This is a genomic window from Ramlibacter sp. GCM10027632, from assembly GCF_042675325.1.
Taxonomy (GTDB): Bacteria; Pseudomonadota; Gammaproteobacteria; order Burkholderiales; family Burkholderiaceae_C; genus Ramlibacter.
Window position 1 is genome coordinate 49166 of the sequence record NZ_JBHTGW010000005.1, and the last position, 23746, is coordinate 72911.

The window sequence follows — 23746 nt, forward strand, 5'->3', positions numbered from 1 at the left end:
GGCCGCCCGCCCGGCCGGCGGGGGCGGGCCGGGGCGTGTCCCCTCAGCTCAGGATCGCGCTGGAGAGGCGGCGCCGGTAGGTGGCCACCGTCGGGTCGTCCGGCGGGATCTGGCCCTCGGCCACCTTGGGCCGGGGCGGCTCGATCAGGTCCAGTACCGCGATGTAGGCCTTGCGCGCGGCTTCCTCGTTCCAGGACTTGTCCCGCATCAGGATCTCGAGCAGTTCGTCCATGGCCTCGGTCCACTTGCCGTGCGCCATCAGCAGGCGGGCGCGGTCGAAGCGGGCCGGGAAGTCGCGGCGGTTGGCCGCGATGCGCGAATCCAGGTCGACCAGGGCCTCCATCTGCGCGCCCTTCGACAGGGCGAAGTCCATGGCGTCCATCTGGCGCTGCAGCGAGTCGAGCTTGCGCACGGCCGGGGCCTTGGCGATCACCGGGGCGAAGGCGACCTTGGCGTCGTCCAGGCGGCCGGCCAGGAGCAGGGCCTTCACGTAGTCGAAGCGGGCGTCGTCGTTGTCCGGGGCGGCCTCGGCGGCCTGGCGCAGGGCGGCGATCGCCTCCTCGCTGCCGGCCGGGGCGGCGGGCGCCGCAGCCTCCTCCTCGAAGGCCTCGTCGGCCACGGCATCGCCGGGCGGCAGGTGCTTGTCCAGGAACTCCCGCACCTGGCCTTCGGGCAGCGCGCCCATGAAGCCGTCGACCGGGCGGCCGCCCATGAGGAGGATACAGGTCGGGATGCTGCGGATGCCGAAGGCGCCGGCGAGCTGCTGCTCCTGGTCGGAGTCGATCTTCACCAGCTTGAAGCGGCCGCCGTAGTCGGCTTCCAGCTTTTCCAGCAGCGGCCCGATGACCTTGCAGGGGCCGCACCAGGGCGCCCAGAAGTCCACCAGCACGGGCACTTCCATGGAGGCGGCGATGACCTCCTGCTCAAAGTTTTCCAGGGTGACGTCGATCATTCGGGCTTGTTCGGGGGTTGGAACTTAAAATTCATGCCTTTTCCCCTTGAAGGCAGGCATGAGCACGGTACAGGTTGGCGTCGTCATGGGTTCCGGCAGCGACTGGGACACCATGCAGAACGCAGTCGCGATTCTCCAGGAATTCGGCGTCGCGCATGAGGCCCGCGTGGTCTCGGCGCACCGCATGCCCGACGACATGTTTGCCTACGCCGAGGCGGCGGCCGGCCGCGGCCTGAAGGCCATCATCGCCGGCGCCGGCGGCGCCGCCCACCTGCCCGGCATGATCGCCGCCAAGACCACCGTCCCGGTGCTGGGCGTGCCGGTCGCCAGCAAGCACCTGCAGGGCGTGGATTCGCTCCACAGCATCGTGCAGATGCCCAAGGGCATCCCCGTCGCCACCTTCGCCATCGGCGTGGCCGGCGCGGCCAACGCCGCGCTGTTCGCCGTGGCGATGCTCGCCACCGACGACCCGGCCCTGCGCGCCAGGCTCGACGCCTACCGCCAGAAGCAGTCGGACGTCGCCCGCAACACCACCCTGCCGCCCAGCGCATGACCGCTCGCCCGACCCTCCTGCCCGGTGCCACCCTCGGCGTGATGGGCGGCGGCCAGCTGGGCCGCATGTTCGTCCACGCCGCCCAGCGCATGGGGTACTTCACCGCGGTGCTCGACCCCGACGCGGTGAGCCCGGCCGGCCGGGTCAGCCACCACCACCTGCACGCCGACTACCTCGACGACAAGGGCCTGGCCGAGCTGGCCCGGGTGGCCGACGCCATCACCACCGAATTCGAGAACGTGCCGGCCCAGGCCCTGCGCCAGCTGGCGGCGCACCGCCCCGTCGCCCCCGCGGGCGACGCGGTGGCCATCGCCCAGGACCGCGCCGCCGAGAAGGCCCACTTCACGAGGTGCGGCGTGCCGGTGGCCCCGCATGCCGTGATCGAGACGCCCGAGCAGCTCGCTGCCGTGGGCGACGCCCTGCTGCCCGGCATCCTCAAGACCGCCCGCCTCGGCTACGACGGCAAGGGCCAGGTGCGCGTGTCCACCCGCGAGGAGCTGGCCGCCGCCTGGGAGGGCCTGCGCCGCGTGCCCTGCGTGCTCGAGAAGATGCTGCCCCTGGCCGCCGAGTGCTCGGTGGTGGTGGCGCGCGGCGCCGATGGCGCCATGGTGAACCTGCCGCCCCAGCGCAACCTGCACCGCGGCGGCATCCTGGCCGTGACCGAGGTGTTCGACGGCATCCTGCCGCCGGCGCGCGCGCAGCAGGCCATCGCCGCCACGAAATCCATCGCCGAGGGCCTGGGCTACGTCGGCGTGCTGTGCGTCGAGTTCTTCGTGCTGCAGGACGGCTCGCTGGTGGTCAACGAGATGGCCCCACGCCCCCACAACAGCGGCCACTGGAGCATGGACGCCTGCGACTGCTCTCAGTTCGAGCTGCAGGTACGCACGCTCGCCGGCCTGCCCCTGGTGCAGCCGCGCCAGCACAGCCCCGCGATCATGCTGAACCTGCTGGGGGACCTGTGGTTCCGCGCTGGCGACACCGCGGCCCGCGAGCCCGAGTGGGCCGCCGTGCTGTCCCTGCCCGGCGCGCACCTGCACCTGTACGGCAAGACCGAGGCCCGCGCCGGCCGCAAGATGGGCCACCTCACCTTCACCGGCGCCACCGCCGTGGCGGTGCGCGAGTCGGCCCTCAAGGCCTGCGCCCTCCTCGGCCTCGAGCCGTTCTGAGCGGCGGCCGCGCGTGATCCTCGACGGCTCCTCCCCTGATGCCATCGCCCAGGCGGCCCGCCGCCTGGCTGAAGGCGCGCTGGTCGCCTTCCCGACCGAGACCGTCTACGGCCTCGGCGCCGACGCCGGCAGCGACGCCGCGGTGGCCGGCATCTTCGCGGCCAAGGGCCGCCCGAGCGACCACCCGCTGATCGTGCATGTCACCGGCGAGGACATGGCGCGGCGCTTCGCCCGCGAGGTCCCGCCCGTGGCGCACCGCCTGATGCAGGCCTTCTGGCCCGGCCCGCTCACCGTCATCCTCCCGCGCCGCGAGGGCATGGGCCAGGCGGCGGCCGGCGGCCAGGACTCGATCGGCCTGCGCTGCCCCTCGCATCCCGTGGCCCGCGCCCTGCTGGCCGCCTGCGCGCAGCTGGCGCCGCCGGTGGCGGGCCTGGCCGCGCCCAGCGCCAACCGCTTCGGCCGCGTGAGCCCCACCACCGCCGCCCATGTGCGCAGCGAGTTCGGCGACGACCTGCTGGTGCTCGATGGCGGCGCCTGCGAGGTCGGCATCGAGTCGTCCATCGTCGACTGCACCCGGGGCAAGCCGGTGCTGCTGCGTCCCGGCACGCTGACCCACGCGCAGATCGAGGCCGCCTGCGGCGAGCGCCTGTGGCTGCCGCACGAGGTCGCCCAGGCCGCGCCGCGCGCCTCGGGCACCCTGGCGTCGCACTACGCGCCGCACGCCCAAGTGCGGCTGATGGACGCCAAGGCGCTTCAGGACGGCCTGGACCTGCTCGGCGCCGATGCCGCGCACCTGGCCATCTGGTCGCGTACACCGCTGGCCGCCGCCTCGCGCGGCGTCACCCTGCGCCGCATGCCCGACGACGCGGCGCGGGCCGCGCGCGAGCTGTTCGCCGTGCTGCGCGAGTTCGACGCGCAGGGCGCGCGCCTGATCTGGATCGAGCAGCCGCCCGAGGCCCCCGAGTGGGCCGGCGTGCGGGACCGGCTGCGCCGCGCCGCGGCTTAAACTCGCGGCCGACCCCACCCACGCATTCCCCCTTGGAGAGATTCATGGCCTTCCCCCGCCTGCGCCGCGCCGTCCTCGCGCTGGCCTGCGTCGCCCCCGTCCTGCTGGCCGCCTGCGGCGGCGGCACCGGCGTCGTCTCGCAGTTCCGCCCCACGCGCATGGTGGCCTTCGGCGACGGCCTCGCCGACCTGGGCGAGGTGGGCGGCAAGCGCTACACCATCAATGACGGCTCGGTGAACGTCTGGACCCAGCAGGTCGCCAGCCGCTTCGGCCTGGTGCTCACCACCCGATCGGCCGGCGGCACCAGTTACGCCACCGGCAACGCCCGCATCCTGGCCACGCCGGATGCGGCCGGCAACGCCGCCACGCCCACGCTGAAGGCCCAGGTCGACAGCTTCCTGGCCGCCGGCGGCCCCGCCACGCAGGACATGCTGCTGGTGTCCGCCGGCACCGCCGACATGATTGCCGAGGCCACCCGGGCCTTCGCCGGCCAGCAGACCGTGGCCCAGGCCCGGGCCAACCTCGAGCAGGCCGCGCGTGACTACGCCGCGCAGGTGCGCCGCCTGGTCCAGGGCGGCGCGCGCCACGTCGTCATCGCCGGTCCCTACAACCTGGGCCGCTCGCCCTGGGCCATCGCGATCGGCCAGGTGGCCACGCTGGAGGCCCTGAGCACGGCGTTCAACAACGCCCTGCTGGTGGCCGCGGCGGACCTCGGCGAGCATGTGCTCTACGTGGACATGCCGCTGCAGTTCAACCAGTTCACCGGCTTCCCCACCTCCTACGCGCTGACCAACGTGACCGGCGCCGCCTGCGCCTCGGTCGATGCGGGCGCCGGCATCGGCATCGGCACCGGCCAGGTGAACTCCGCGCTGTGCACCAGCAGCACCCTGGGCTCGGGCGTCACGCCGGACACCTACCTGTTCGCCGACCTGGTCTACCCCACGCCGTTCGGCCACCGCACCTTCGGCGACTACGCCTACCAGCGCGTCACCGCGCGCTGGTAAGCGCCTCGGGGTCGCGCGCCACCCAGTCCACGAGCGCGTCGATCGCCGGGCGCATCGCGCCGGCGTTCGGGTGGTTGGCGATGGCCACCACCACCCAGCGCCGCCCGCCCGGCGCATGCACGTAGCCGGCCACGCCGGCCACATCGCGCAGGCTGCCGGTCTTGAGGTGGGCCAGGCCGGCGGCGCGGGCGCCGCTGCGGCGCGCCGTGCCATCCAGCCCCGCCACCGGCAGCGAGGCCACGAACTCCGGCATCAGCGGCGAGGCCCAGGCCACCTGCAGCAGGCGCGCCAGTTGCGCCGCGGTGGCGCGCTCCTGGCGTGACAGGCCCGAGCCGTTGTCGAACTGCGGCGGCTCGGTGCGCACCCGTTCCCGCCACCACTGCTGCAGCACCTCGCGCGAGCCGGCGGGCGTGCCCAGGCCCCGCTGCTGCAGGCTCAGCGTCAGGAACAGCTGCTGCGCCATCACGTTGTTGCTGAACTTGTTGATGTCGCGTACCACTTCGGCCAGCGCGGGCGACTGCGTCTCCAGCACCGGCCGCAGGCCGGCGGGCACGCGGCCCTCGCGCACCGTGCCGGCGAGCTGGCCGCCCAGCTCCTGCCACGTGCCCGCGATGGCGCGCGCGGCATGGGCCGCCGGGTCGGGGGCGCCCACCGGCCAGCTGCGCGGGCCGCAGGCCGCGGGGTAGGCGCCATCGAAGCGGATGCGAGCGGGGTCGCGGAAATCCGCCTTCAGCGCGGCGCGCCAGTCGCCGCACTCGCCGCCGGCGAGGGGGACGGTGGCAGGCAGCTGCACGCCGGCCTGGGCGGGCTCGACCTGCACCGCCGCGCCCTGGCCGTTGGGGGTGAAGTGCAGCAGCAGGGCGCGGTAATTCACCAGCAGCGCGTCGGGACCGGCGTTGTAGGGCCGCAGGGGCTCGCCGTCGAAGGCGGCCGGGTCCTGCGGGGGCAGCTCGAAGGCGCTGCGATCGAGCACGATGTCGCCCGCGATGCGGCGGATGCCCAGGCCCTGCACGCGCCGCAGCAGCTGCCACAGGCGCTCCATCACCAGGCGCGGGTCGCCGCGCCCCTGCAGGTAGAGGTTGCCCTGGAGCGTGCCGTCCTGCACCGGGCCGTCGAGGTAGACGGGGGTGGTCCAGGTCCAGGCCGGGCCGAGCAGCTCCAGGCCCGCATAGGTGGTGGCCAGCTTGGCGATGGAGGCGGGGTTGACCGGCGCATCGGCGCGGTGCCACACGCGCGGGGGCAGGCGGCCCTCGGCGTCGGCGACGACCACCACCACCGCCTCGCGCGGCAGCTTGCCGCGGGCCAGGTGGGCGTCCACCTCGGTGGGCAGGCCCTGGGCCTGCGCGGGCGGGCCGGCCAGGGCGGCGCACAGCGCGGTCACGGCGGCGAGGAGGGAGCGCAGGGCCATGCGGCCATTATCGGTGGCCGGATAATCACCGCTTCCCCCGATTTCCGCATTGCCTTGAACCTGCTTGCCTTCGACACCAGCACCGAGCACCTGTCCGTGGCGCTGTCATGGCGCGACGGCGGCGGGCCGCGCACCCTGTCGCACCAGGGCGAGGGCGGCCGCGAGGCCTCGGCCTCGCTGATCCCCGTGGCCCGTGGCCTGCTGGCGCAGGCGGGGCTGCCGCTGGCGGCGATGGACGCCATCGCCTTCGGCGCCGGCCCCGGCTCCTTCACCGGCCTGCGCACCGCCTGCGCGGTGGCCCAGGGCCTGGCCTTCGGGGCCGCGTTGCCGGTGCTGCCGGTCGAGACCCTGATGGCCGTGGCCGAGGCCGCCCGCGCCTCCCACGGCGCCACCCGCGTGCTGGCCCTGCTCGACGCGCGGATGGACGAGGTCTACGCCGCCGCCTACGCCTTCGACGGCCAGGCCTGGCAGCGCCAGGGCCCGATCGGCCTGTACCGGCCCGAGGCCGTGGCGGTGCCCGAGGGCTGGGTGCTCGCGGGCAATGCCTTCGGCCCGTACGGCGCGCGTCTGCCGGCGGGAGCCCCGCGCATCGAGGCCCTGCCCACGGCCGACGCGATGCTGCGCCTGGCCCCTGCGCTGGCCGCCGCGGGCGGCGTCGTGCCGCCGGCCGCGGCGCTGCCGATCTACGTGCGGGACAAGGTCGCCCAGACGACCGCGGAGCGCATGGCGCTGAAGGCGGCGGCATGAGCGCGCCGCGCCGGGCCGCCCCAAGCAAGCGCGCGCCCCCTCGGGGGGCAGCGAAGGACACGCAGTGCCGAGCGTGGGGGCCCACATGCGTGGGGGCCGCATGAGCGCCGTGCCGCAGGTGCGTGAGGCGGGGCTGGCGCCGATGACGCCGGACCGGCTCGATGCCGTGCTGGCGATCGAGGCCGTGGCCTACCCGCACCCCTGGACCCGCGGCAACTTCGAGGACTCGCTGCGCGCCGGCTACCAGGCGCAGCTGCTGGTGGCCGGGGAGGAGGTGATCGGCTACTACGTCGCGATGATGGGCGTCGACGAGGTGCACCTCCTGAACATCACCGTCGTGCCCACGCTGCAGGGCCAGGGCTGGGGGCGCGTCCTGCTCGACGCGCTCGCCCTGTGGTCCCGCGGCCGGGGGGCGCAGTGGCTGTGGCTGGAGGTGCGCGTCAGCAATGCGCGCGCGCAGCACCTGTACGAGCGCTACGGCTTCCGCCGCGTCGGCCTGCGCAAGGGCTACTACCCGGCCGGCCATGGCAGGCGCGAGGACGCCATCGTCATGAGCTTCCAGCTCTGAGCGCCCGGTCCTGCCCAGCGACAATCCTTCCATGACCCTGCACCTGGACGACCGCCAACGCGCCATGCTCGCCGAGATGGGGATTCGTCTCGTCGAGGCGATCCCGGGCGGGCGTCCGGACAGCGCCCCTTCCTCACCCCCCCACCAGGCGGGGGGGAGTGCCGTCGCCTCGCCGGTTGCGGCGTCGGTGGAGGCCTGCGCTGCGCTCGCCGATGAAGCCCCCCGGGCCCCGGTGACCCGCGCGTCGCCCCCGGCACCGGCCGCCCCGGTCGTCCTGCATCCCGCCGGCGACCGCCCCGGCGGTGTCGATGCCATGGACTGGGAGGCCCTGGAGGCCGCCGTCGCCGGCTGCCAGGCCTGCGGCCTGTGCCAGAGCCGGCGCAACACCGTCTTCGGCGTGGGCGACCGGCAGGCCGAGTGGCTGGTCGTGGGCGAGGCCCCGGGCGAGAACGAGGACCTGCAGGGCGAGCCCTTCGTGGGCGCCGCCGGCAAGCTCCTGGACAACATGCTGCGATCCATCGGCCTGGACCGCCAGCACAAGGTCTACATCGCCAACGTCCTGAAGTGCCGGCCCCCCGGCAACCGCAACCCCGAGCCGGCCGAAGTGGCCCAGTGCGAGCCCTTCCTGCGCCGCCAGGTGGCCCTGCTGCAGCCGAAGATCATCGTGGCCATGGGCCGCTTCGCGGTGCAGTCCCTGCTCGGGAGCACCGAGCCCCTGGGCAAGCTGCGCGGGCGCGTGCACGAATACCAGGGCGTGCCGGTGGTGGTGACCTACCACCCGGCCTACCTGCTGCGCAACCTGCCGGAGAAGGCCAAGGCCTGGGCCGACCTGTGCCTGGCCCTGGACCGGCTGGAACCGCCCCGGGGCTGAGGCTCAGAACCGCGGCAGGTCCGGGTGGGCGATCTGCCCGCCGCGCACCAGCATCTTCCCGTACTCGGCGCAGCGTTGCAGCGTGGGCACCACCTTGCCCGGATTGAGCAGGCCCTGGGCATCGAAGGCGCGCTTGAGGCCGAACATCTGCTCGTTTTCCTCGGCGGAGAATTGCACGCACATGGAGTTGAGCTTCTCCACGCCCACGCCGTGCTCGCCGGTGACGGTGCCGCCCATGGCCACGCTGGTCTCCAGGATGTCGGCGCCGAACAGCTCGCAGCGATGCAGCTGGTCCGGGTCGTTCGCGTCGAACAGGATCAGGGGGTGCAGGTTGCCGTCGCCCGCGTGGAACACGTTGGCGCAGCGCAGGCCGTACTTCTTCTCCATGGCCTGGATGGCGAGCAGGATGTCCGCCACCCGCTTGCGCGGGATGGTGGAGTCCATGCACATGTAGTCGGGGCTGATGCGGCCCGAGGCGGGGAAGGCGTTCTTGCGGCCGCTCCAGAACCGCAGGCGCTCGGCCTCGTCGCGGCTCACCGCGATGGCGGTGGCGCCGGCGTTGCGCAGCACCTCGCTCATGCGGCCGATCTCCTCCTCGACCTCCTCGGGCGTGCCGTCGCTCTCGCACAGGAGGATGGCCTCGGCGCTGAGGTCGTAGCCGGCGTGGACGAAGTCCTCGACCGCGGCGGTCATGGGCTTGTCCATCATCTCCAGGCCGGCGGGGATGATGCCGGCGGCGATCACCGCGGCCACCGCGTCGCCGGCCTTTCGCATGTCGTCGAAGCTGGCCATGATGCAGCGCGCCAGCATCGGCTTGGGCACCAGCTTGACGGTGACCTCGGTGGTCACGGCCAGCATGCCCTCGCTGCCCACGATGACGGACAGCAGGTCGTAGCCCGGCGCGTCCAGCGCCTCGCTGCCGAACTCCACCGGCTCGCCCTGGATGGTGAAGCCGCGCACCTTGAGCACGTTGTGGATCGTCAGGCCGTACTTCAGGCAGTGCACGCCGCCGGAGTTCTCGGCCACGTTGCCGCCGATGGTGCAGGCGATCTGGCTGGACGGGTCGGGCGCGTAATACAGGCCGTAGGGAGCCGCTGCCTCGCTGATCGCGAGATTGCGCACGCCGCACTGCACCCGGGCGGTGCGGCTGGCGGGATCGACCTCGAGGATGCGGTTGAAGCGCGCCAGCGACAGCGTCACGCCCAGGGCGTGCGGCATCGCGCCGCCGGACAGGCCGGTGCCCGCGCCGCGGGCCACCACCGGCACCGCCAGCGCGTGGCAGGCCTTGAGCACGGCGGCCACCTGGGCCTCGGTCTCGGGAAGGGCCACGGCCAGCGGGCGCTGCCGGTAGGCCGTGAGGCCGTCACACTCGTAGGGGGTGGTGTCCTCCGGAGTCCACAGCAGCCCGCCTTGCGGCAGCAGCGGGGCCAGGGCCTGGACGACCTGCCGCTGGCGCTCGGCGCGCTGGGCGATGGCCGGGTCGAGGGGTGCGTTCATGGCGCCTCCGGAGGCAGGGCAGGTTACTTGAAGATCACGGTCTTGTGGCCGTTCAGGAGCACGCGATGCTCGCTGTGCCACTTCACGGCGCGCGCCAGCACCAGGCTCTCGGTGTCGCGGCCGATGGCGGTGAGGTCCTCCACCGTCTTGCTGTGGTCCACGCGGGCCACGTCCTGCTCGATGATGGGGCCCTCGTCGAGGTCGGCGGTCACGTAGTGCGCGGTCGCCCCGATCAGCTTCACGCCGCGGTCATGCGCCTGGTAGTAGGGCTTGGCGCCCTTGAACGAAGGCAGGAAGCTGTGGTGGATGTTGATCGCGCGGCCCGACAGCTTCTGGCACAGGTCGTTCGAGAGGATCTGCATGTAGCGCGCCAGCACCACCAGCTCGGCGCCCTCGGACTCGATGATCTCGTACTGCTTGGCCTCGGCCTGCTCCTTGGTCGCCGCCGTCACCGGGATGTGGTGGAACGGCACGTTGTAGCTCGCGGCCAGCTGGTAGAACTCGCGGTGGTTCGAGACGATCGCGCGGATGTCCAGCGGCAGCAGCCCGCTTTTCCAGCGAAACAGCAGGTCGTTCAGGCAATGGCCTTCCTTGCTCACCATGAGCACGGTGCGCATCGGCGAGTCGGTGGCGTGAAGCTGCCAGTTCATGCCGAAGGGGGCGGCAAACTGGCCCAGCTGTTGCTTCAGGTCCCCGAAGGTGAGCCGGTCGCACGCAAACTGCACCCGCATGAAGAACAGGCCCGTGTCATGGTCGTTGTACTGGGCGGCTTCTTCGATGTTGCCCCCCCGCTCGAGCAGGAAGCCGGAAACGGCGTGGACGATGCCGGGACGGTCAGGACACGAGAGGGTCAGGATGTAGGCGTGGCTCATAACCCGGCGATTGTCGCAGGGCTTGGCCGAGGCTTCCGGACCGGGGCCACAGTGCCAGAATTGTTCAATTCCTCCACCCCAGAATGGATCGAAGCATGGCCTACAACGAGTTTTCCATGGACAACCACTGGTTGCCGTTCACTCCCAACCGGGGCTTCCGCAAGGACCCGCGCGTCTTCGTCGCGGCCGACGGCATGCACTTCACCACCCATGACGGGCGCCAGGTCATCGACGGCATCTCCAGCCTGTGGTGCGTGGGCGCGGGCCACAACCGCGCGCCGATCAACGAGGCGATCAAGCGCCAGCTCGACACGCTCGATTACGCCACCGCCTTCCAGGTCTCCAACGACCAGGCCTTCCAGGCCGCCGGCATGATCGCCGCCCTGGCCCCGGGCGACCTGAACAAGGTGGTCTTCTGCAACTCCGGCTCCGAGGCCGCCGACACCTCGATGAAGCTGGCGCTGGCGTATCACCGCGCCCGCGGCGAGGGCCACCGCAACGTCTTCGTCGGCCGCGAGCGCGGCTACCACGGCGTGGGCTTCGGCGGCATGAGCGTGGGCGGCATCCCCGCCAACCGCAAGGTGTTCGGCACCGCGATGCTGCCGCGGGTGGACCACCTGCGGTTCATCCACGACCCGGTGAACCATGCCTACATACACCACGAGGAGCCGGTCTGGGCCGAGGACCCGCTGCTGGAACTGGAGCAGCGCATCCTGCCGCTGCATGACCCGGGCAACGTCGCGGCCATCATCGTCGAGCCGGTGGCCGGCAGCTCGGGCTGGTACATCCCGCCCAAGGGCTACCTCCAGCGCCTGCGCGAGATCTGCGACAAGCACGGCATCCTCCTGGTCTTCGACGAGGTCATCACCGGCTTCGGCCGCCTGGGCACGCCCTTCGCCTCCGACTGGTACGGCGTGGTGCCCGACATGCTGAACTTCGCCAAGTGCGTCACCAACGGCGTCATCCCCCTGGGCGGCGTGATCTGCCGCGACCGCCTCTACGACCAGATGATGAAGACCGACGCGCCCGAGCACGTGATCGAGTTCTTCCACGGCTACACCTACTCGGGCCACCCCGTGGCCTGCGCCGCGGCCATCGCCACGCTGCAGCTGTTCGAGCGGGAGCAGCTGTTCGCGCGCGCTGGCGAGATGGGCCGGGTGCTGGGCGACGCCTTCCACTCGGCGTTCAAGGGCCTGCCCAACGTCATCGGCATCCGCAGCCTGGGCTGCGCCGCCGCGGTCGAACTCGCGCCGGTGGCGGGCCTGCCGGGCAAGCGCGCCTACGACGTCTTCGTCGACTGCTTCAAGCGCGGCACGCTGGTGCGCCCGGCCGGCGACGTGCTGGTGATCGCCCCGCCCTACATCGTGGAGAAGTCGCACATCGACCAGATGGTGAACACCCTGGCCGACGCGATCCGCCGCCACGCCTGACCGGTCGCGGGCTCAGCGCCCCATCTGCCTGCGCAGCTCGGCGCAGTAGTCCCGGGCCGGCGGCTCGGGCGTCCAGGCCACCGACCGCGCCACCACGCCCTGCGGCAGGTGGCGCGGCACGCCGATCCCGGCGTCGACATGGCCGCTGCCCGCCAGCAGCACCACGGTGCGACCGGGCTGCAGCGCCTGCGCCAGCGTGTCGGCCATGGCCCGGTCCCGCGCGACCTGGGCCCGGGCCATCGGCCCCACCTGGGCGGCGGGCATCAGGTCGCAATGCCCGGCGCGCACCGCCTCCTGCTGGCGCGCCAGCGCCTCGGGGGGCAGGCGGGTGTCCAGCGAGGCGTCGGCCATGGCGGCCCGCAGCCGCTCCCGGGGCAGGTTCGCCCCCAGCACCGGCACGCCGGCCCGCACCGCGGCCATCACCGCCGGCGCATAGGGTTCCCAGGGCCAGGCCCGGGGTTGCCAGCCGAGGGCGGCGCGTACCGCCTCCTCGCCGGCGTCGCGCGGCAGGCCGGCGGTGGACGCGCCCTGGTCCGCCATCTCCAGCGCCAGGGCCGCCAGCTGCCCCCGGGCCGCGAGCGCCCGCACCGTGTCGTGGTGCAGGCGCTGGTGGCGGGGGGCATCGTGCTGCTCGCCCAGGAGCAGGGCGTCGGCCGGCAGCGCCCGGGCCGCCTCGGGGGGCAGGGCGTCGCCGGCGGCGAATGCGGCGGCGGCCGCGGCCAGTGCGATCAGGACCGTTCCTTGCATCAGGGGATACTACGCGCCGGCCGCCCCCGGCCGCGCCTGCCTGCCTCATGTCTCCCCGTTCCGCCTTCCGCGTCCTGGCCACCCTGGCCGCCGCCTGGGCCGCCGCGCTCGCGTGGCGGGCCCTGCACCTGCCCCTGCCCTGGATGATCGGCCCCCTGCTGGTCACCGCCCTGGCCTCCCTGCGCGGCCTGCCTACCGCCAGCGCGGCCCCGGTCCGCAACGCCGGCCAGTGGGCCATCGGCGCCGCGCTGGGGCTGTACTTCACGCCCGACGTCACCGCCCTGGTGCTGCGCCTGTGGTGGGCGGTCGCCATCGCCATCGTCTGGGCCCTGGTCCTGGGCTGGGGCTTCGCCTGCTGGCTGGACCGGGTGGTGGCCCGCGACATGCCCGAGCAGGGCGGGGTGCGGTGGGCCACCAGCTACTTCGCCGGGGCCATCGGCGGCGCCTCGGAAATGACGCTGCTGGCCGAGCGTGAGGGCGCGCGCACCGACCTGGTGGCCGCGGCACACAGCCTGCGCCTGCTGGTGGTCACCGTGACCATCCCCTTCGCCTTCACCTTCAGCGGCCTGCACGGGCTGGATGTGGCCCAGCCCGCGCTGCGCGTGGTGGCCTGGCCCCAGCTGGCGGTGCTGGGCGCCGCCACCCTGGCCGGCGCCTTCGTGATGCGGCGACTGGGCTGGGCCAACCCCTGGTTCGTCGGCGCGCTGGGGGCGTCCATGGGCCTGACCATGGCGGGGATCGAGCTGTCCGCCCTGCCGCCCTGGGCCATCAATGCGGCCCAGCTCGTGATCGGGGTGAGCCTGGGGGTGCGTTTCCGGGCGGAATTCGTGCGCACGGCGCCACGCTGGCTGATGGCGGTGGGTGCGGGAACGGTGGTGATGATCGCCTTGTGCGCGGGTTTCGGGGCCCTGCTGGCGTGGGGGACGGGCCTGCATCCGGCCACCCTGGTGCTGGGGACTTCGCCGGGCGGGATCTCCGAGATGGCGATCACCGCCAAGGTGCTCCAGCTGGGCGTGCCGGTGGTGACGGCGTTCCAGGTCTGCCGCCTGGTGGCGGTGCTGCTGCTGGTGGCGCCCGTCCACCGGTGGCTGCGGCGCCGCCAGGTCAGTGCATGACCAGCGGGTTCTGCGCCAGCTCGGCGTAGCCGTCCAGGGTTTCCTCGACTTCTTCCTGGGTGGGGGTGTTCTCCTGCCAGGCATTGATCTGGCGCTGGAACGCCTCGGCCCAGGAGCCGTCCAGGTAGACCTCCTTGTTGGAGCGTTTGTCGACGATCTCGAAGCCGTGCCGGGCCACGTTGGGCTCAGGCTCGCCCTCTGCGGGTGCGTTGGCCTGCATGTGCACGACGACGAAGGCGTCGGAGTCATAGAGCATGTGCATGGTGCCTCCTTCCAGCGCTCCAGTTAACAACGTTCCGGCCGGTTTCAAGGCCGACCGGCTCACTGCGCCACCCCTCAGAGGGTGAGACCGGGGGCGAGGCCTTCAGTTCCTGTCGGACCCGGCCCATTGTTGGTCCAGCCAGTCGCCCGAGGGTTGCGTCAGGCGCACGCGCACCGGAAGGTAGTCGAGGCCCGGGGCGATCCAGAGTTCGACCTTCTGGTCGAATTCCTTGCGGGGCAGGCGCTGCAAACGTAGCGCCCGTTGGTGCCCGCCCGGCAGGGCCAGTTCCTCCTGGGCCTCGACCGAGAAATGCCAGGTGTCCGCGTCCCGCGTCGAGGCGGTCTGCACCGCGATCACCCGGCCCGGCCGGCGCAGCGCGGGGTCGCCCGCCAGCAGCGCCCCCACGTGCAGCAGCACGCTCAGGCGGTCCTGGGCCCCGGGCGCGAGGGCCTGCTCCGGCTGGTTGCCGCTGAAGGTGATCCGGCCGGCGGCCGGGTCGAAATGGGCGGCCTCTTCGCGGCGGGTGCGTTCGCCGTAGCGTTCCGGCGCCAGGCCGGAGGGGGTGAGGCGGCCCCGGCTTTCCTGGATCCGGGAGGCGAGCAGGCTGGACAGTTCGAGCCGCGCTTCGTAGCGCTGGCCGTCATGCCGCCAGGCCAGGTCCGCCTGCCCGGACAGGGGCAGGCCGCGGGCCTGGCCCGTCAGGGCGTAATGCAGCCGCACCGGGGGCGGGACCACCGCGCGCTGCGGGGCGCCTGCGGGGGCCGGGTGCGGCGGGTGCGGGGCAGCGGCGGCCGCCACGGCCGGTGCGGCCGGTCTGTCCGCAGGCGCGGCGACCGGGGCCGGCGGCCGTGGCGCGGGGGCCGTGGTGGCGCGAGGCGCAGGCGCCGGGGCGGCCGCGGCGAGGACGGTGGGCTCTGCGGGTCCTGCGGGTGCGGCCAGGGGGGAGGGGGCCGGCAGCTGCCGGACCTCGAACGTGCGCGGGGCTCCGGCGGCCGCCGGAGTCGCGGGAAGCAGCGCCTGGAGCAAGGCCACATGGGCCGCCGTCACCGCCGCGGCGATCCAGGCCAGGGGGCCGGGCGGGCGCAGGCGGCGGCTCATCGCGCCGCTCCCGTAGCATCAGGGGTTCGCGGGCCCGCGTGCCGGACCTGGACGCTGTGCACGATCGCCCCTTTCTCAAACCGATGGAACAAGCCTAAAGCATGAAGCTCGCAACGTACAAGGATGGCTCGCGCGATGGCCAGCTCGTGGTCGTCTCCCGCGACCTCTCCACCGCCCACTACGCGACCGGCATCGCCGGCCGCCTGCAGCAGGCGCTGGACGACTGGAACTTCATCTCGCCCCAGCTGCAGGACCTGTACGCCACGCTGAACCACGGCAAGGCGCGCCATGCCTTCCCGTTCGACCCGGCGCGCTGCATGGCGCCGCTGCCGCGGGCCTACCAGTGGGCCGACGGCTCGGCCTACATCAACCACGTGGAACTGGTGCGCGCCGCGCGCGGCGCCGAGGTGCCCGCCTCCTACTACAGCGACCCGCTGATGTACCAGGGCGGCAGCGACGACTTCCTGGGCCCCTGCGACCCGGTGCTCGTGCCGCGCGAGGAGTACGGCATCGACTTCGAGGCCGAGATCGCGGTGGTCACCGGCGACGTGAAGATGGGCGCCGGCCCGGACGAGGCCCTGGAGGGCGTGCGCCTGCTGATGCTGGCCAACGACGTGAGCCTGCGCAACCTGATCCCCGACGAACTCGCCAAGGGCTTCGGCTTCTTCCAGAGCAAGCCGGCGACCGCCTTCAGCCCGGTCGCCGTCACGCCCGACGAACTCGGCGAGGCGTGGCAGGGCGGCCGCGTGCACCTCACCCTGCAAAGCACCTGGAACGGCCGCAAGGTCGGCCTGTGCGAGGCCGGCGAGGAGATGACCTTCCACTTCGGCCAGTTGATCGCCCACATCTGCCGCACGCGCAACGTCCGCGCCGGCAGCATCGTCGGCTCCGGCACGGTGAGCAACCGCGGCGTCGAAGGCCCGGACGGCCGCAAGTCCTGGCCCAAGGGCTACAGCTGCATCGCTGAGAAGCGCGCCATGGAGATGCTGCTCGATGGCAAGCCCGCCACGCCATTCATGAAGTACGGCGACACCATCCGCATCGAGATGAAGGGCCGCGACGGCCAGAGCGTCTTCGGCGCAATCGACCAGGAGATCGTGGCGCCCCACGCGGACTGATCTCCCGCGCCGCGCCGGGCGCTGTGGGCAGGTCACAGGCGCAGCCATGGCGTGCCCGATTCTTCGGCCTGCGCCTTGCGCAGCGCCGCCAGGAAGGTGTCGCACCACCAGTGCACGTCGAAGCGGCGGCAGGTATCCAGCAGCGCCGCATGGCGCGTACGGCGCTCCTCGAGCGGCATCTGAAGCGCCAGGTGGATCGCCGCTGCCGTTCCCTCGGAGTCGTACGGGTTCACCAGCAGCGCCTCGGTGAGCTGCTCGGCGGCCCCGGCGAACCGCGAGAGCACCAGCACGCCCGGGTCCTGCGGGTCCTGGGCGACGACGAACTCCTTGGCCACCAGGTTCATGCCGTCGCGCAGCGGCGTGACCAGCGCCGCGCGCGAGGCCCGGTACAGCCCGGGCAGCCGGGTGCGGGCCACCGTGCGGTGCATGTAGCGCACCGGCATCCAGTCCAGGTCGCCGTAGTTGCCGTTGATGGAGCCGCACAGGCTCTCGAGCTCGTGCAGGATCTCGGTGTAGGCGCTGACGTCCTCCCGGCTCGGCGACGCGATCTGGACCAGCGTGGCGCTGTGGTGCGTCTCCGGGTGCTGCCGCAGCAGCTCGCGGAAGGCGCGCATGCGCTGGGGCAGGCCCTTGGAGTAGTCCAGCCGGTCCACCCCCACCAGCAGCTTGCGGCGCGAGTACTCGCGCGTCATGCGCTGGTGCATCTCGCGCGCCTCGCGGGTGTCGGCCAGGGCCGTGAACTCGCCGACGTCGATGCCGATCGGGTATGCACCCGCCTGGACCGTGCGGTTGAAGACGCGCCAGCGCCCCTCGCCCATGTCCTGCGCCAGCGCCTCGCGCTGGATGTAGCGGCAGAAGTGCTCGTGGTCGACCTGGCTCTGGAACCCCACCAGGTTGTAGGCGCACAGCCCGCGCACCAGCCAGTCGTGCCCCGGGATCGCCGCCAGAATCATCGGCGGCGGCAGCGGGATGTGCAGGAAGAAGCCGATGCGCTGCTGGCAGCCCAGCGCGCGCAGCTCGCTGGCCAGGGGCACGAGGTGGTAGTCGTGCACCCAGACCAGGTCGTCCGGCCGCAGCAGCGGGGCGAGCAGGCGCGCGAACAGCTGGTTCACGCGCAGGTAGCCGGTGATGTAGCCGGCGTCGAAGTCGGCCAGGTCCAGCCGGTAGTGGAACACCGGCCAGAGCACGCCGTTGGCGTAGCCGAGGTAGTAGGCGTCGTGGTCCTCGCGTGCCAGGTCCACCGTCACCAGGGTCACCGGGCCGGCGTGGTGGCGGTGGGTGGCGCCCTCGCCGGGCGCGCCGCCCTCGGCCTTCTCGACGACCCGCCCGCTCCACCCGAACCACAGCCCCCCGGTGTTGTGCAGCACCTCGGCCAGGGCCACGGCCAGGCCGCCGGCCGCGGTCTTGCGCGGGTCGGCCACGCGGTTGGAGACGACGACCAGGCGCGGCACCTCGGGGCCCTCGGTTTCAGATCACCGCGTCCCAGGAGGTCGACAGCCGCACCGCGGCATTGATCAGGCCGACCATGGAGTAGGTCTGGGGGAAGTTGCCCCACATCTCGCCGGTGCCCGCGTGCGTGTCCTCGGACAGCAGGCCCAGCGGGTTGCGGCTGGCGAGCATCAGCTCGAAAATCTCGCGCGCCTGCTCGCGCCGGCCGATGCGGGCCAGCGCGTCGATGCGCCAGAAGGTGCAGATGTTGAAGGCGGTCTCCGGCCGGCCGAAGTCGTCGGGCGCCTCGTAGCGGCGCATGAAGGGCCCGTCGCACAGCGAGCGCTCCAGGGCGTCCAGCGTCGAGATGAAGCGCGGGTCGCGCGGGTCGATGAAGCCGACCTCCGCCATCAGCAGCGCGCTGGCGTCCAGGTCGCGCCCGCCGAAACTCTCGGCGAAGGCCTGCCGCTCCTCGCTCCAGGACTCGCGCAGGATGCGCTCGCGCACCACCCCGGCCCGCTCGCGCCAGAACGCCGCCCGCTCGGGCAGCCCCAGGGTGTGGGCCACCTTGGCCAGGCGGTCGCAAGCGGCCCAGGACATCAGCGCCGAGGAGGTGTGTACCCGCGCCCGGGTGCGCAGCTCCCACATGCCGGCGTCGGGCTGGTCATGCACGCTCCAGGCCTGTTCGCCCACCGCCTCGAGCGCGCCGAACTCGGCGCGCCCCGCGCGGCGGAACAGGCGGTGGTCGTGGAACGCCTGCGCCGCGCCCAGCACGATGTTGCCGTACACGTCGTGCTGGAAGTGCTCGGCGGCCTGGTTGCCCACGCGCACCGGCCCCATGCCGCGGTACCCGGGCAGGTGCGGCAGCACCGACTCGGGCAGCGTGGTCTCCTGGCCGATGCCGTACAGGGGCTGGATGTGCCCGCCCCGCGAGCGCACCACCACGTTCTGCAGCCAGCGCAGGTAGTCCTCCATCGTCGCCACCTCGGACAGGCCGTTCAGCGCGCGCACCACGAAGAAGGCGTCGCGCAGCCAGCAGAAGCGGTAGTCCCAGTTGCGGCCGCTGTTCGGCGCCTCGGGGATGCTGGTGGTCATCGCGGCGACGATGGCGCCGGTGTCCTCGAACAGCGAGAGCTTGAGCGTGATGGCGGCGCGGATCACCGCGTCCTGCCACTCCAGCGGCAGCGACAGCGCGCGCGACCAGCCTCGCCAGTAGGCCAGCGTCTCCTGCTCGAAGCCGCGGGCCGTGTCCTCGATACCGGTCAGCAGGGTCTCGTCGGGGCCGAGGATGAAGTTCATCGGCCGGTCCGCCACGAAGAACGACTCGGCCAGGATGTACGACAGCGGCGCGTCGCTGTTCAGGCGCAGCGCACCGTGCGTGCCGACATAGCGGATGTGGGTGCTGCCCTGGGTGATCTGGGGCAGGTTGCGGCCCCAGTCGAAGCGCGGGCGCAGCACCACGCGCAGGCGCGGCGACCCGCCGATCACCTGGACCCGGCGCACCAGGGTGAGCGGGCGGAACATGCGTCCGCGGTTCACGAAGCGCGGCGCGAAGTCGGTGATGGCGATGCCCTGGCCCTGGCGGTCGTACAGCTCGGTGCGCAGCACCGCGGTGTTGGGTTCGTAGCGCTGGAGGCTGCGGGCGAAGTCCTCCAGCTCGAAGGCCCAGAGGCTGCCGCTCTCGCCCGGGTCGAGGAGGGCGTTGAACACCGGGTCGCCGTCGAAGCGGGGCAGGCAGCACCAGACCACGGCGCCGGACGTGTCGACCAGCGCGGAGTACGCGCAGTTGCCGACCACGCCCAGGTTCAGGGAGGGCGTCGCGGTCATCGCCCGCTCCCCGCCGCGTGGGCCAGGGCCGCCTCGAGCGCGCCGCGCATGGCCGCCGGGTCGGCCAGGCGGTGCGTGGCCATGCTGGTGCCCTCGCCGACCTTGACGCCGAGCCCGCCCAGGCGCTGGACCGCGGCGAAGCCGGCCTCGTCGGTCACGTCGTCGCCGATGAACACCGGCAGCCGGCCCTGGAACGGCGGTTCCTCGAGGAAGGCCTCGATGGCGCGGCCCTTGGTGGCCTCCACCGGCTTGGCCTCGACCACCATCTTCCCCTGCAGCAGCGCCAGCCCGGGGCAGTGGTCCACCGCATCCTGCATGGCCGCCATGCAGACCGGCTCCAGCTCGGGGGCGCGCCGGTAATGCAGGGCCACCGAGGCCCGCTTGGACTCGACCACCAGGGCGGGGTAGGCCCGCTGCAGCGCCTGCGCCGCCTCCAGCGGGCGCGCCAGCGGCGGCGGCGGCAGGCCGGTGAGGCTGCCGTCGGCGCGCCGGCGCTCGGCGCCGTGGACCCCGGCCGCCCCCAGCACCAGCGGCGCGAGGAAGCGGTCGATCTGGGCGATCGGCCGGCCGCTCACGACGGCCACCGCGCCCCCGAGGCAGGCCTGGGTGCGCGCCAGCGTGTCCACCAGCCCCCGGGGCACGACCACGGCCTCGGGGTGGTCGGCGATGTCCACCAGCGTGCCGTCGAAGTCGAGGAACAGCGCGCAGGCGGGGCAGAGGAAGTCCAGGCAGGCCGTCATGCCGGACGACCCTAGCAACCGCCACGGCCGGACGGCGCCTCTGGAGAGCGCCGCCCTGCGTAGGAGGCGGCCGACGCGCGTGGCCCGGGCACGACGGTGGCTTGTGGCGGGTGGGGGTGCCGTAACAGAATCAAACCAAAGACCTCTGAACTTCGACCATGAATGCCTTCGCATCCTCCGTGGCCCGCCTGCTGTTCGCGGCGCTCGCCCTGCTGTGCCTGCCGGCGCAGGCGCAATCGCCCGACGTGCTCCGGCGCATCGCCGAGCGGGGGCAGATCAACATCGGCTACAGCGAGGGCGCGCCGCCGTTCTCGGCGAAGGGGCCCGACGGCCCCGCCGGCTTCAGCCTGGACCTGTGCGCCGTCATCGCCGAGCGCATCAAGCTCGAGCTCGCGCGCCTCGACCTGCGCACCCGCCTGATCCCGGTGGCGTCGGACCAGTTCAACCGCGCGGTACAGGCCGGCACCGTGGACCTGCTGTGCGCCAGCGTCACCGACACCGCCGAGCGCCGCCAGGTCATGAGCTTCTCGGCGCCGATCTTCATTTCCACGGTCAAGCTGCTCACGCACCATCCCCACCCCTTCACCACCCTGAGCGACCTGCGGGGCCAGACCGTGGTGGTGCTGGGACGCACCCCGGCCGACGGGATCATGCAGGCGTACAGCCGCGACAACGCGCTGGACCTGCGCATCGTGCGCGCCCTCAACGCCGACGACGCGCTCTCGAAGCTGCGCCTGGGGCAGGCCGCGGCCTGGGCGCGCGGCGAGGTGCTGCTGCGGGGCGCGGTGGCCGACCTGCCCGACGCCGCCAGCTTCCGGCTGCTGCCCACGCCGATCGCTCCGCAGCCCATCGCCATTGCCTTCGCGCAGGACCCGAAGCTGCAGCAACTGGTCGACGCCAGCTTCGCCCACCTGGTCACGAGCGGCCGCTTCGCCGAACTGCATGACAAGTGGCTGGTGCGCCCGAACCCGCTGGCGCGCAAGGGCCTGTCCCTGCCCATGAGCCCGGAGCTGCGCGAGGCCCACGCCCGCTTCCGCTGAAGCCGGGCGGGGGCTCGGGGATAATCCGCACCCATGCGATCCCTGCGTGACATGACCCGCTTTGCCCGCCTGGTGCTGGCCGCGTGGCTGCTCGCGCTGGGCGTCGCGGTCGCCGCGCCCGCGGTGCAGCCCCAGGTGCTGGAGGTCGTGTGCGCCGGTGGCGCCATGAAGCTCCAGGCCGGCGATGCCGACGCCCCGGCCGGGGCCGCGGCGATGCAGTGCCCCCTGTGCCAGCCGCTGGCCGGCCCGCTGCCCGTCGCCGCGCCGGTGGCCGCCGGTGCCGTGCCCACCGGCGGCGAGCCGGGGTGGGGGACGCCGGCCCCCGTCACGCGCGCCGCCCATGCGCCCCTGCCGGCGCGCGGCCCGCCGGCCGCCCTCCACGCCTGAGCCTTCGTCCGCGCGCGCCCGGTGCGCCGCGGCCCGTTCCGTGGAGGGATGGCAGGACCGCCTGCCCCCGCCGAGACCGTTTCCGTTCCATGATCCATCGCCTTCCTGCGCGCGCCGCCCTGGTGTGCGCCGTCGCCTCCGCCACCCTGGCGGGCCTGCCCGCCCGCGCCCATGTCACCCTCGAGTGGCCCGCCGCCCTGGCCGGGACCACCTACAAGGCCGCCTTCCGCATCAGCCATGGCTGCGGCGACTCGCCGACCCGCCAGGTCATCGTCGAGATCCCTGCCGGGGTGCGCGGCGCGCGCCCCATGCCGCGCCCGGGCTGGCAGGTCGCCATCGAGCGCGCCGTGCTCGCCGCCCCGTACATGAACCACGGCAAGCCGGTCGCCGAGGATGTGGTGCGCATCACCTGGACCGCCCGCACCCCCGAGGACATGCTGGACGCCGCGCACTACGACGAGTTCGTGCTGCAGGCCCGCCTGCCCGAGGCCGCCGGCACGCTGCACTGGCCGGTGCGCCAGGTGTGCGTCCAGGGCCGCCACGACTGGGTGCAGGTCCCCGGCCCCGGCCAGAAGGCCTCCGCCCTGCAATCCCCGGCCCCGGCCCTGGACATCCTGCCCGCCGGCGGCGCGGGCGCCCACGCGCATTGATCATTTCCCCCAGGAGATCCCCATGAAGCCCCTGTTCCTGCGTGGCCTGGCCACGTCCCTGGCCCTGGCGGCCGCCTCCGCCTTCGCCCAGGTCCCCGGCCTCCAGGTCGACGGCGCCTGGATCCGCACCGCCGTGCCCGGCCAGAGCGGCACCGGCGCGTTCATGCGCCTGACCGCGGCGGAGTCGCTCACCCTGGTGGGCGTGAGCACCCCGGTGGCGGGCGTGTCCGAGATCCACGAGATGAAGATGGACGGCGACATCATGCGCATGCGGCCCCTGCCCTCGCTGGCCCTGCCCGCCGGCCAGGCCGTCGAGCTGCGCCCCGGCGGCCACCACCTGATGCTGACCCAGCTCAAGGTGCCGCTGAAGGCCGAGACCCGCGTGCCGCTGACCCTGGTGCTGCGCGATGCGCGGGGCGCCGAGCGCCGGCTCGAGCTGCAGGTGCCGGTGGCCGTGCGCGCCCCCGGTGGCGCCGAGGCGCCGGCGCACCACCCCGCCGGCGCGCACCCGGGTACGCACCGGCACTGAGGCCTGCGTCGCGCACAGGCCCCTGCGCGTTTCGCGGCATGGCCCGTGCGGTCGCAGCCTGATAAGCTCGTTGCGAACTCCCGGAGTGCCCTCGATGAGCGATTCAAAACACCAGGGCTTCGCCAAGCTCGTGCCCGGCTTCGATTTCCTGCAGAACCTGGCCAAGGGCGCTACCGAGGCCCTGCCCCAGATGCCCAATCTTTCGAGCTGGGTCGCGCCCACGCTCAACGTCGAGGAACTCGACAAGCGCATCCAGGAGCTGCGCGCGGTCCACTTCTGGCTGGAGCAGAACTCCAAGGCGCTGGCCGCGACCATCCAGGCGCTGGAGGTGCAGAGGATGACCCTGGCCACGCTCCAGGGCATGAACTGCAGCATGGCCGACCTGGCCGAATCCCTGAAGCTGCGGCCCGGGGCCGCCGAACCGGCGGCCGCCCCGGCCCCGGCGCCCGCGCCGCAGGAGTCCGCCGCCGAGGCGCGGCCCCGCAAGGCGGCGGGCAAGGCCAAGGCCGCCGCCGCGCCGGCCGCCGGTCCCGTCGTCGACCCGATGCAGTGGTGGGGCTCGCTGACGCAGCAATTCCAGCACATCGCCGCCACCGCCCTGCAGGATGTCGCCCAGAAGTCCGCCGAGACCGCGCAGGCCGCCGCCCCGGCGAAGAAGGCGGCTCGCAAGGCGCCCGCCCGCAAGGCCGCCCCGCGCAAGCCCGCGGGCGGCGACCGCGGCTGATGCGCCC

25 protein-coding genes are annotated in these 23746 nt (G+C 73.2%); 15 read left to right on the forward strand and 10 right to left on the reverse strand.

Features of this window, described 5'->3' with window-relative positions; all coding sequences use genetic code 11:
* Positions 1-43: 43 nt before the first annotated feature.
* Entirely contained in the window at positions 44-952 is a 909-nt protein-coding gene (trxA, locus tag ACFQZY_RS09075) for a thioredoxin (protein WP_377415307.1), read from the reverse strand.
* Between the two features lie 58 nt (positions 953-1010).
* On the opposite strand from trxA, the gene purE reads away from it, so the two are divergent.
* Genes purE through ACFQZY_RS09095 form a run of 4 tightly spaced genes read left to right on the forward strand, consistent with a single transcriptional unit; the run spans position 1011 to position 4681 of the window.
* Positions 1011-1505, forward strand: a complete 495-nt coding sequence (purE, locus tag ACFQZY_RS09080; RefSeq protein WP_377415308.1) for a 5-(carboxyamino)imidazole ribonucleotide mutase — start codon at positions 1011-1013, stop codon at positions 1503-1505.
* Entirely contained in the window at positions 1502-2671 is a 1170-nt protein-coding gene (locus tag ACFQZY_RS09085; protein WP_377415309.1) for a 5-(carboxyamino)imidazole ribonucleotide synthase, read from the forward strand. The genes purE and ACFQZY_RS09085 overlap by 4 nt, the downstream gene beginning before the upstream one ends.
* A 13-nt stretch (positions 2672-2684) precedes the next feature.
* Positions 2685-3677: an L-threonylcarbamoyladenylate synthase gene (locus ACFQZY_RS09090; RefSeq protein ID WP_377415310.1), complete on the forward strand. Its 993-nt coding sequence runs from the start codon at positions 2685-2687 to the stop codon at positions 3675-3677.
* Positions 3678-3721: 44 nt separating this feature from the next.
* Positions 3722-4681 carry an SGNH/GDSL hydrolase family protein gene (locus ACFQZY_RS09095; RefSeq protein ID WP_377415311.1) on the forward strand — a complete coding sequence of 320 codons (960 nt, stop codon included), beginning with the start codon at positions 3722-3724 and terminating at the stop codon, positions 4679-4681.
* On the opposite strand, the gene dacB is transcribed toward ACFQZY_RS09095, so the two are convergent.
* Positions 4665-6089 carry a D-alanyl-D-alanine carboxypeptidase/D-alanyl-D-alanine-endopeptidase gene (gene dacB, locus ACFQZY_RS09100; protein WP_377415312.1) on the reverse strand — a complete coding sequence of 475 codons (1425 nt, stop codon included), beginning with the start codon at positions 6087-6089 and terminating at the stop codon, positions 4665-4667. The two genes, ACFQZY_RS09095 and dacB, sit on opposite strands and share 17 nt — an antisense overlap.
* 54 nt (positions 6090-6143) lie before the next feature.
* On the opposite strand from dacB, the gene tsaB reads away from it, so the two are divergent.
* The 3 genes from tsaB (at position 6144) to ACFQZY_RS09115 (ending at position 8275) form a co-directional block, all read left to right on the forward strand.
* On the forward strand, positions 6144-6836 hold the full coding sequence (gene tsaB / locus ACFQZY_RS09105) for a tRNA (adenosine(37)-N6)-threonylcarbamoyltransferase complex dimerization subunit type 1 TsaB (RefSeq protein WP_377415313.1): 693 nt from the start codon (positions 6144-6146) through the stop codon (positions 6834-6836).
* A gap of 100 nt (positions 6837-6936) precedes the next feature.
* Positions 6937-7404 carry a ribosomal protein S18-alanine N-acetyltransferase gene (gene rimI, locus ACFQZY_RS09110; protein WP_377415314.1) on the forward strand — a complete coding sequence of 156 codons (468 nt, stop codon included), beginning with the start codon at positions 6937-6939 and terminating at the stop codon, positions 7402-7404.
* A 31-nt stretch (positions 7405-7435) separates the two neighbouring features.
* Complete coding sequence (locus ACFQZY_RS09115) at positions 7436-8275, forward strand: uracil-DNA glycosylase family protein (RefSeq protein ID WP_377415315.1); 840 nt, start codon at positions 7436-7438, stop codon at positions 8273-8275.
* Positions 8276-8278: 3 nt separating this feature from the next.
* On the opposite strand, the gene ACFQZY_RS09120 is transcribed toward ACFQZY_RS09115, so the two are convergent.
* Both ACFQZY_RS09120 and purU read right to left on the reverse strand, forming a co-directional pair.
* Entirely contained in the window at positions 8279-9772 is a 1494-nt protein-coding gene (locus ACFQZY_RS09120; protein ID WP_377415316.1) for an FAD-linked oxidase C-terminal domain-containing protein, read from the reverse strand.
* A 23-nt stretch (positions 9773-9795) separates the two neighbouring features.
* Positions 9796-10644, reverse strand: coding sequence for a formyltetrahydrofolate deformylase (gene purU / locus ACFQZY_RS09125; RefSeq protein ID WP_377415317.1), 849 nt, complete (start codon positions 10642-10644; stop codon positions 9796-9798).
* 95 nt (positions 10645-10739) lie between these two features.
* Between purU and ACFQZY_RS09130 the strand changes: the two genes are divergently transcribed.
* Positions 10740-12074: an aminotransferase class III-fold pyridoxal phosphate-dependent enzyme gene (locus tag ACFQZY_RS09130; RefSeq protein ID WP_377415552.1), complete on the forward strand. Its 1335-nt coding sequence runs from the start codon at positions 10740-10742 to the stop codon at positions 12072-12074.
* Positions 12075-12086: 12 nt separating this feature from the next.
* Here ACFQZY_RS09130 and ACFQZY_RS09135 read toward each other — a convergent pair whose 3' ends face one another.
* On the reverse strand, positions 12087-12821 hold the full coding sequence (locus ACFQZY_RS09135; protein WP_377415318.1) for a ChaN family lipoprotein: 735 nt from the start codon (positions 12819-12821) through the stop codon (positions 12087-12089).
* 47 nt (positions 12822-12868) lie between these two features.
* Here ACFQZY_RS09135 and ACFQZY_RS09140 point away from each other — a divergent pair, with 47 nt between their 5' ends.
* Positions 12869-13936, forward strand: a complete 1068-nt coding sequence (locus ACFQZY_RS09140) for an AbrB family transcriptional regulator (protein WP_377415319.1) — start codon at positions 12869-12871, stop codon at positions 13934-13936.
* On the opposite strand, the gene ACFQZY_RS09145 is transcribed toward ACFQZY_RS09140, so the two are convergent.
* Positions 13926-14198 (reverse strand): DUF3567 domain-containing protein, encoded by a 273-nt coding sequence (locus ACFQZY_RS09145; protein WP_377415320.1) that lies wholly within the window; start codon positions 14196-14198, stop codon positions 13926-13928. The genes ACFQZY_RS09140 and ACFQZY_RS09145 overlap by 11 nt on opposite strands.
* Positions 14199-14300: 102 nt before the next feature.
* On the reverse strand, positions 14301-15296 hold the full coding sequence (locus tag ACFQZY_RS09150) for a DUF3108 domain-containing protein (RefSeq protein WP_377415321.1): 996 nt from the start codon (positions 15294-15296) through the stop codon (positions 14301-14303).
* A 101-nt stretch (positions 15297-15397) separates the two neighbouring features.
* Here ACFQZY_RS09150 and ACFQZY_RS09155 point away from each other — a divergent pair, with 101 nt between their 5' ends.
* Entirely contained in the window at positions 15398-16414 is a 1017-nt protein-coding gene (locus ACFQZY_RS09155) for a fumarylacetoacetate hydrolase family protein (protein WP_377415322.1), read from the forward strand.
* A 32-nt stretch (positions 16415-16446) separates the two neighbouring features.
* Here the strand turns inward: ACFQZY_RS09155 and ACFQZY_RS09160 are convergent, their stop codons facing one another.
* The 3 genes from ACFQZY_RS09160 to otsB are packed head-to-tail and all read right to left on the reverse strand — an operon-like array spanning position 16447 to position 20409.
* Positions 16447-17865 carry a trehalose-6-phosphate synthase gene (locus tag ACFQZY_RS09160; RefSeq protein ID WP_377415323.1) on the reverse strand — a complete coding sequence of 473 codons (1419 nt, stop codon included), beginning with the start codon at positions 17863-17865 and terminating at the stop codon, positions 16447-16449.
* 16 nt (positions 17866-17881) lie between these two features.
* Entirely contained in the window at positions 17882-19669 is a 1788-nt protein-coding gene (locus ACFQZY_RS09165) for a glycoside hydrolase family 15 protein (protein ID WP_377415324.1), read from the reverse strand.
* A complete protein-coding gene (gene otsB / locus ACFQZY_RS09170) occupies positions 19666-20409 on the reverse strand; it encodes a trehalose-phosphatase (protein ID WP_377415325.1) in 744 nt (247 codons plus the stop codon). The genes ACFQZY_RS09165 and otsB overlap by 4 nt, the downstream gene beginning before the upstream one ends.
* A 158-nt stretch (positions 20410-20567) precedes the next feature.
* Between otsB and ACFQZY_RS09175 the strand changes: the two genes are divergently transcribed.
* The 5 genes from ACFQZY_RS09175 to ACFQZY_RS09195 all read left to right on the forward strand — a co-directional run bounded on the left by ACFQZY_RS09175 (position 20568) and on the right by ACFQZY_RS09195 (position 23739).
* A complete protein-coding gene (locus ACFQZY_RS09175; RefSeq protein WP_377415326.1) occupies positions 20568-21449 on the forward strand; it encodes an amino acid ABC transporter substrate-binding protein in 882 nt (293 codons plus the stop codon).
* A 33-nt stretch (positions 21450-21482) separates the two neighbouring features.
* Positions 21483-21836: a hypothetical protein gene (locus tag ACFQZY_RS09180; protein ID WP_377415327.1), complete on the forward strand. Its 354-nt coding sequence runs from the start codon at positions 21483-21485 to the stop codon at positions 21834-21836.
* An 89-nt stretch (positions 21837-21925) separates the two neighbouring features.
* The gene (locus tag ACFQZY_RS09185; protein WP_377415328.1) at positions 21926-22486 is read left to right on the forward strand and encodes a YcnI family protein; all 561 of its coding nucleotides are present in this window, start codon (positions 21926-21928) and stop codon (positions 22484-22486) included.
* A 22-nt stretch (positions 22487-22508) separates the two neighbouring features.
* Complete coding sequence (locus ACFQZY_RS09190; RefSeq protein ID WP_377415329.1) at positions 22509-23015, forward strand: copper chaperone PCu(A)C; 507 nt, start codon at positions 22509-22511, stop codon at positions 23013-23015.
* A gap of 94 nt (positions 23016-23109) precedes the next feature.
* Positions 23110-23739: a PhaM family polyhydroxyalkanoate granule multifunctional regulatory protein gene (locus ACFQZY_RS09195; protein WP_377415330.1), complete on the forward strand. Its 630-nt coding sequence runs from the start codon at positions 23110-23112 to the stop codon at positions 23737-23739.
* Positions 23740-23746: the final 7 nt, after the last annotated feature.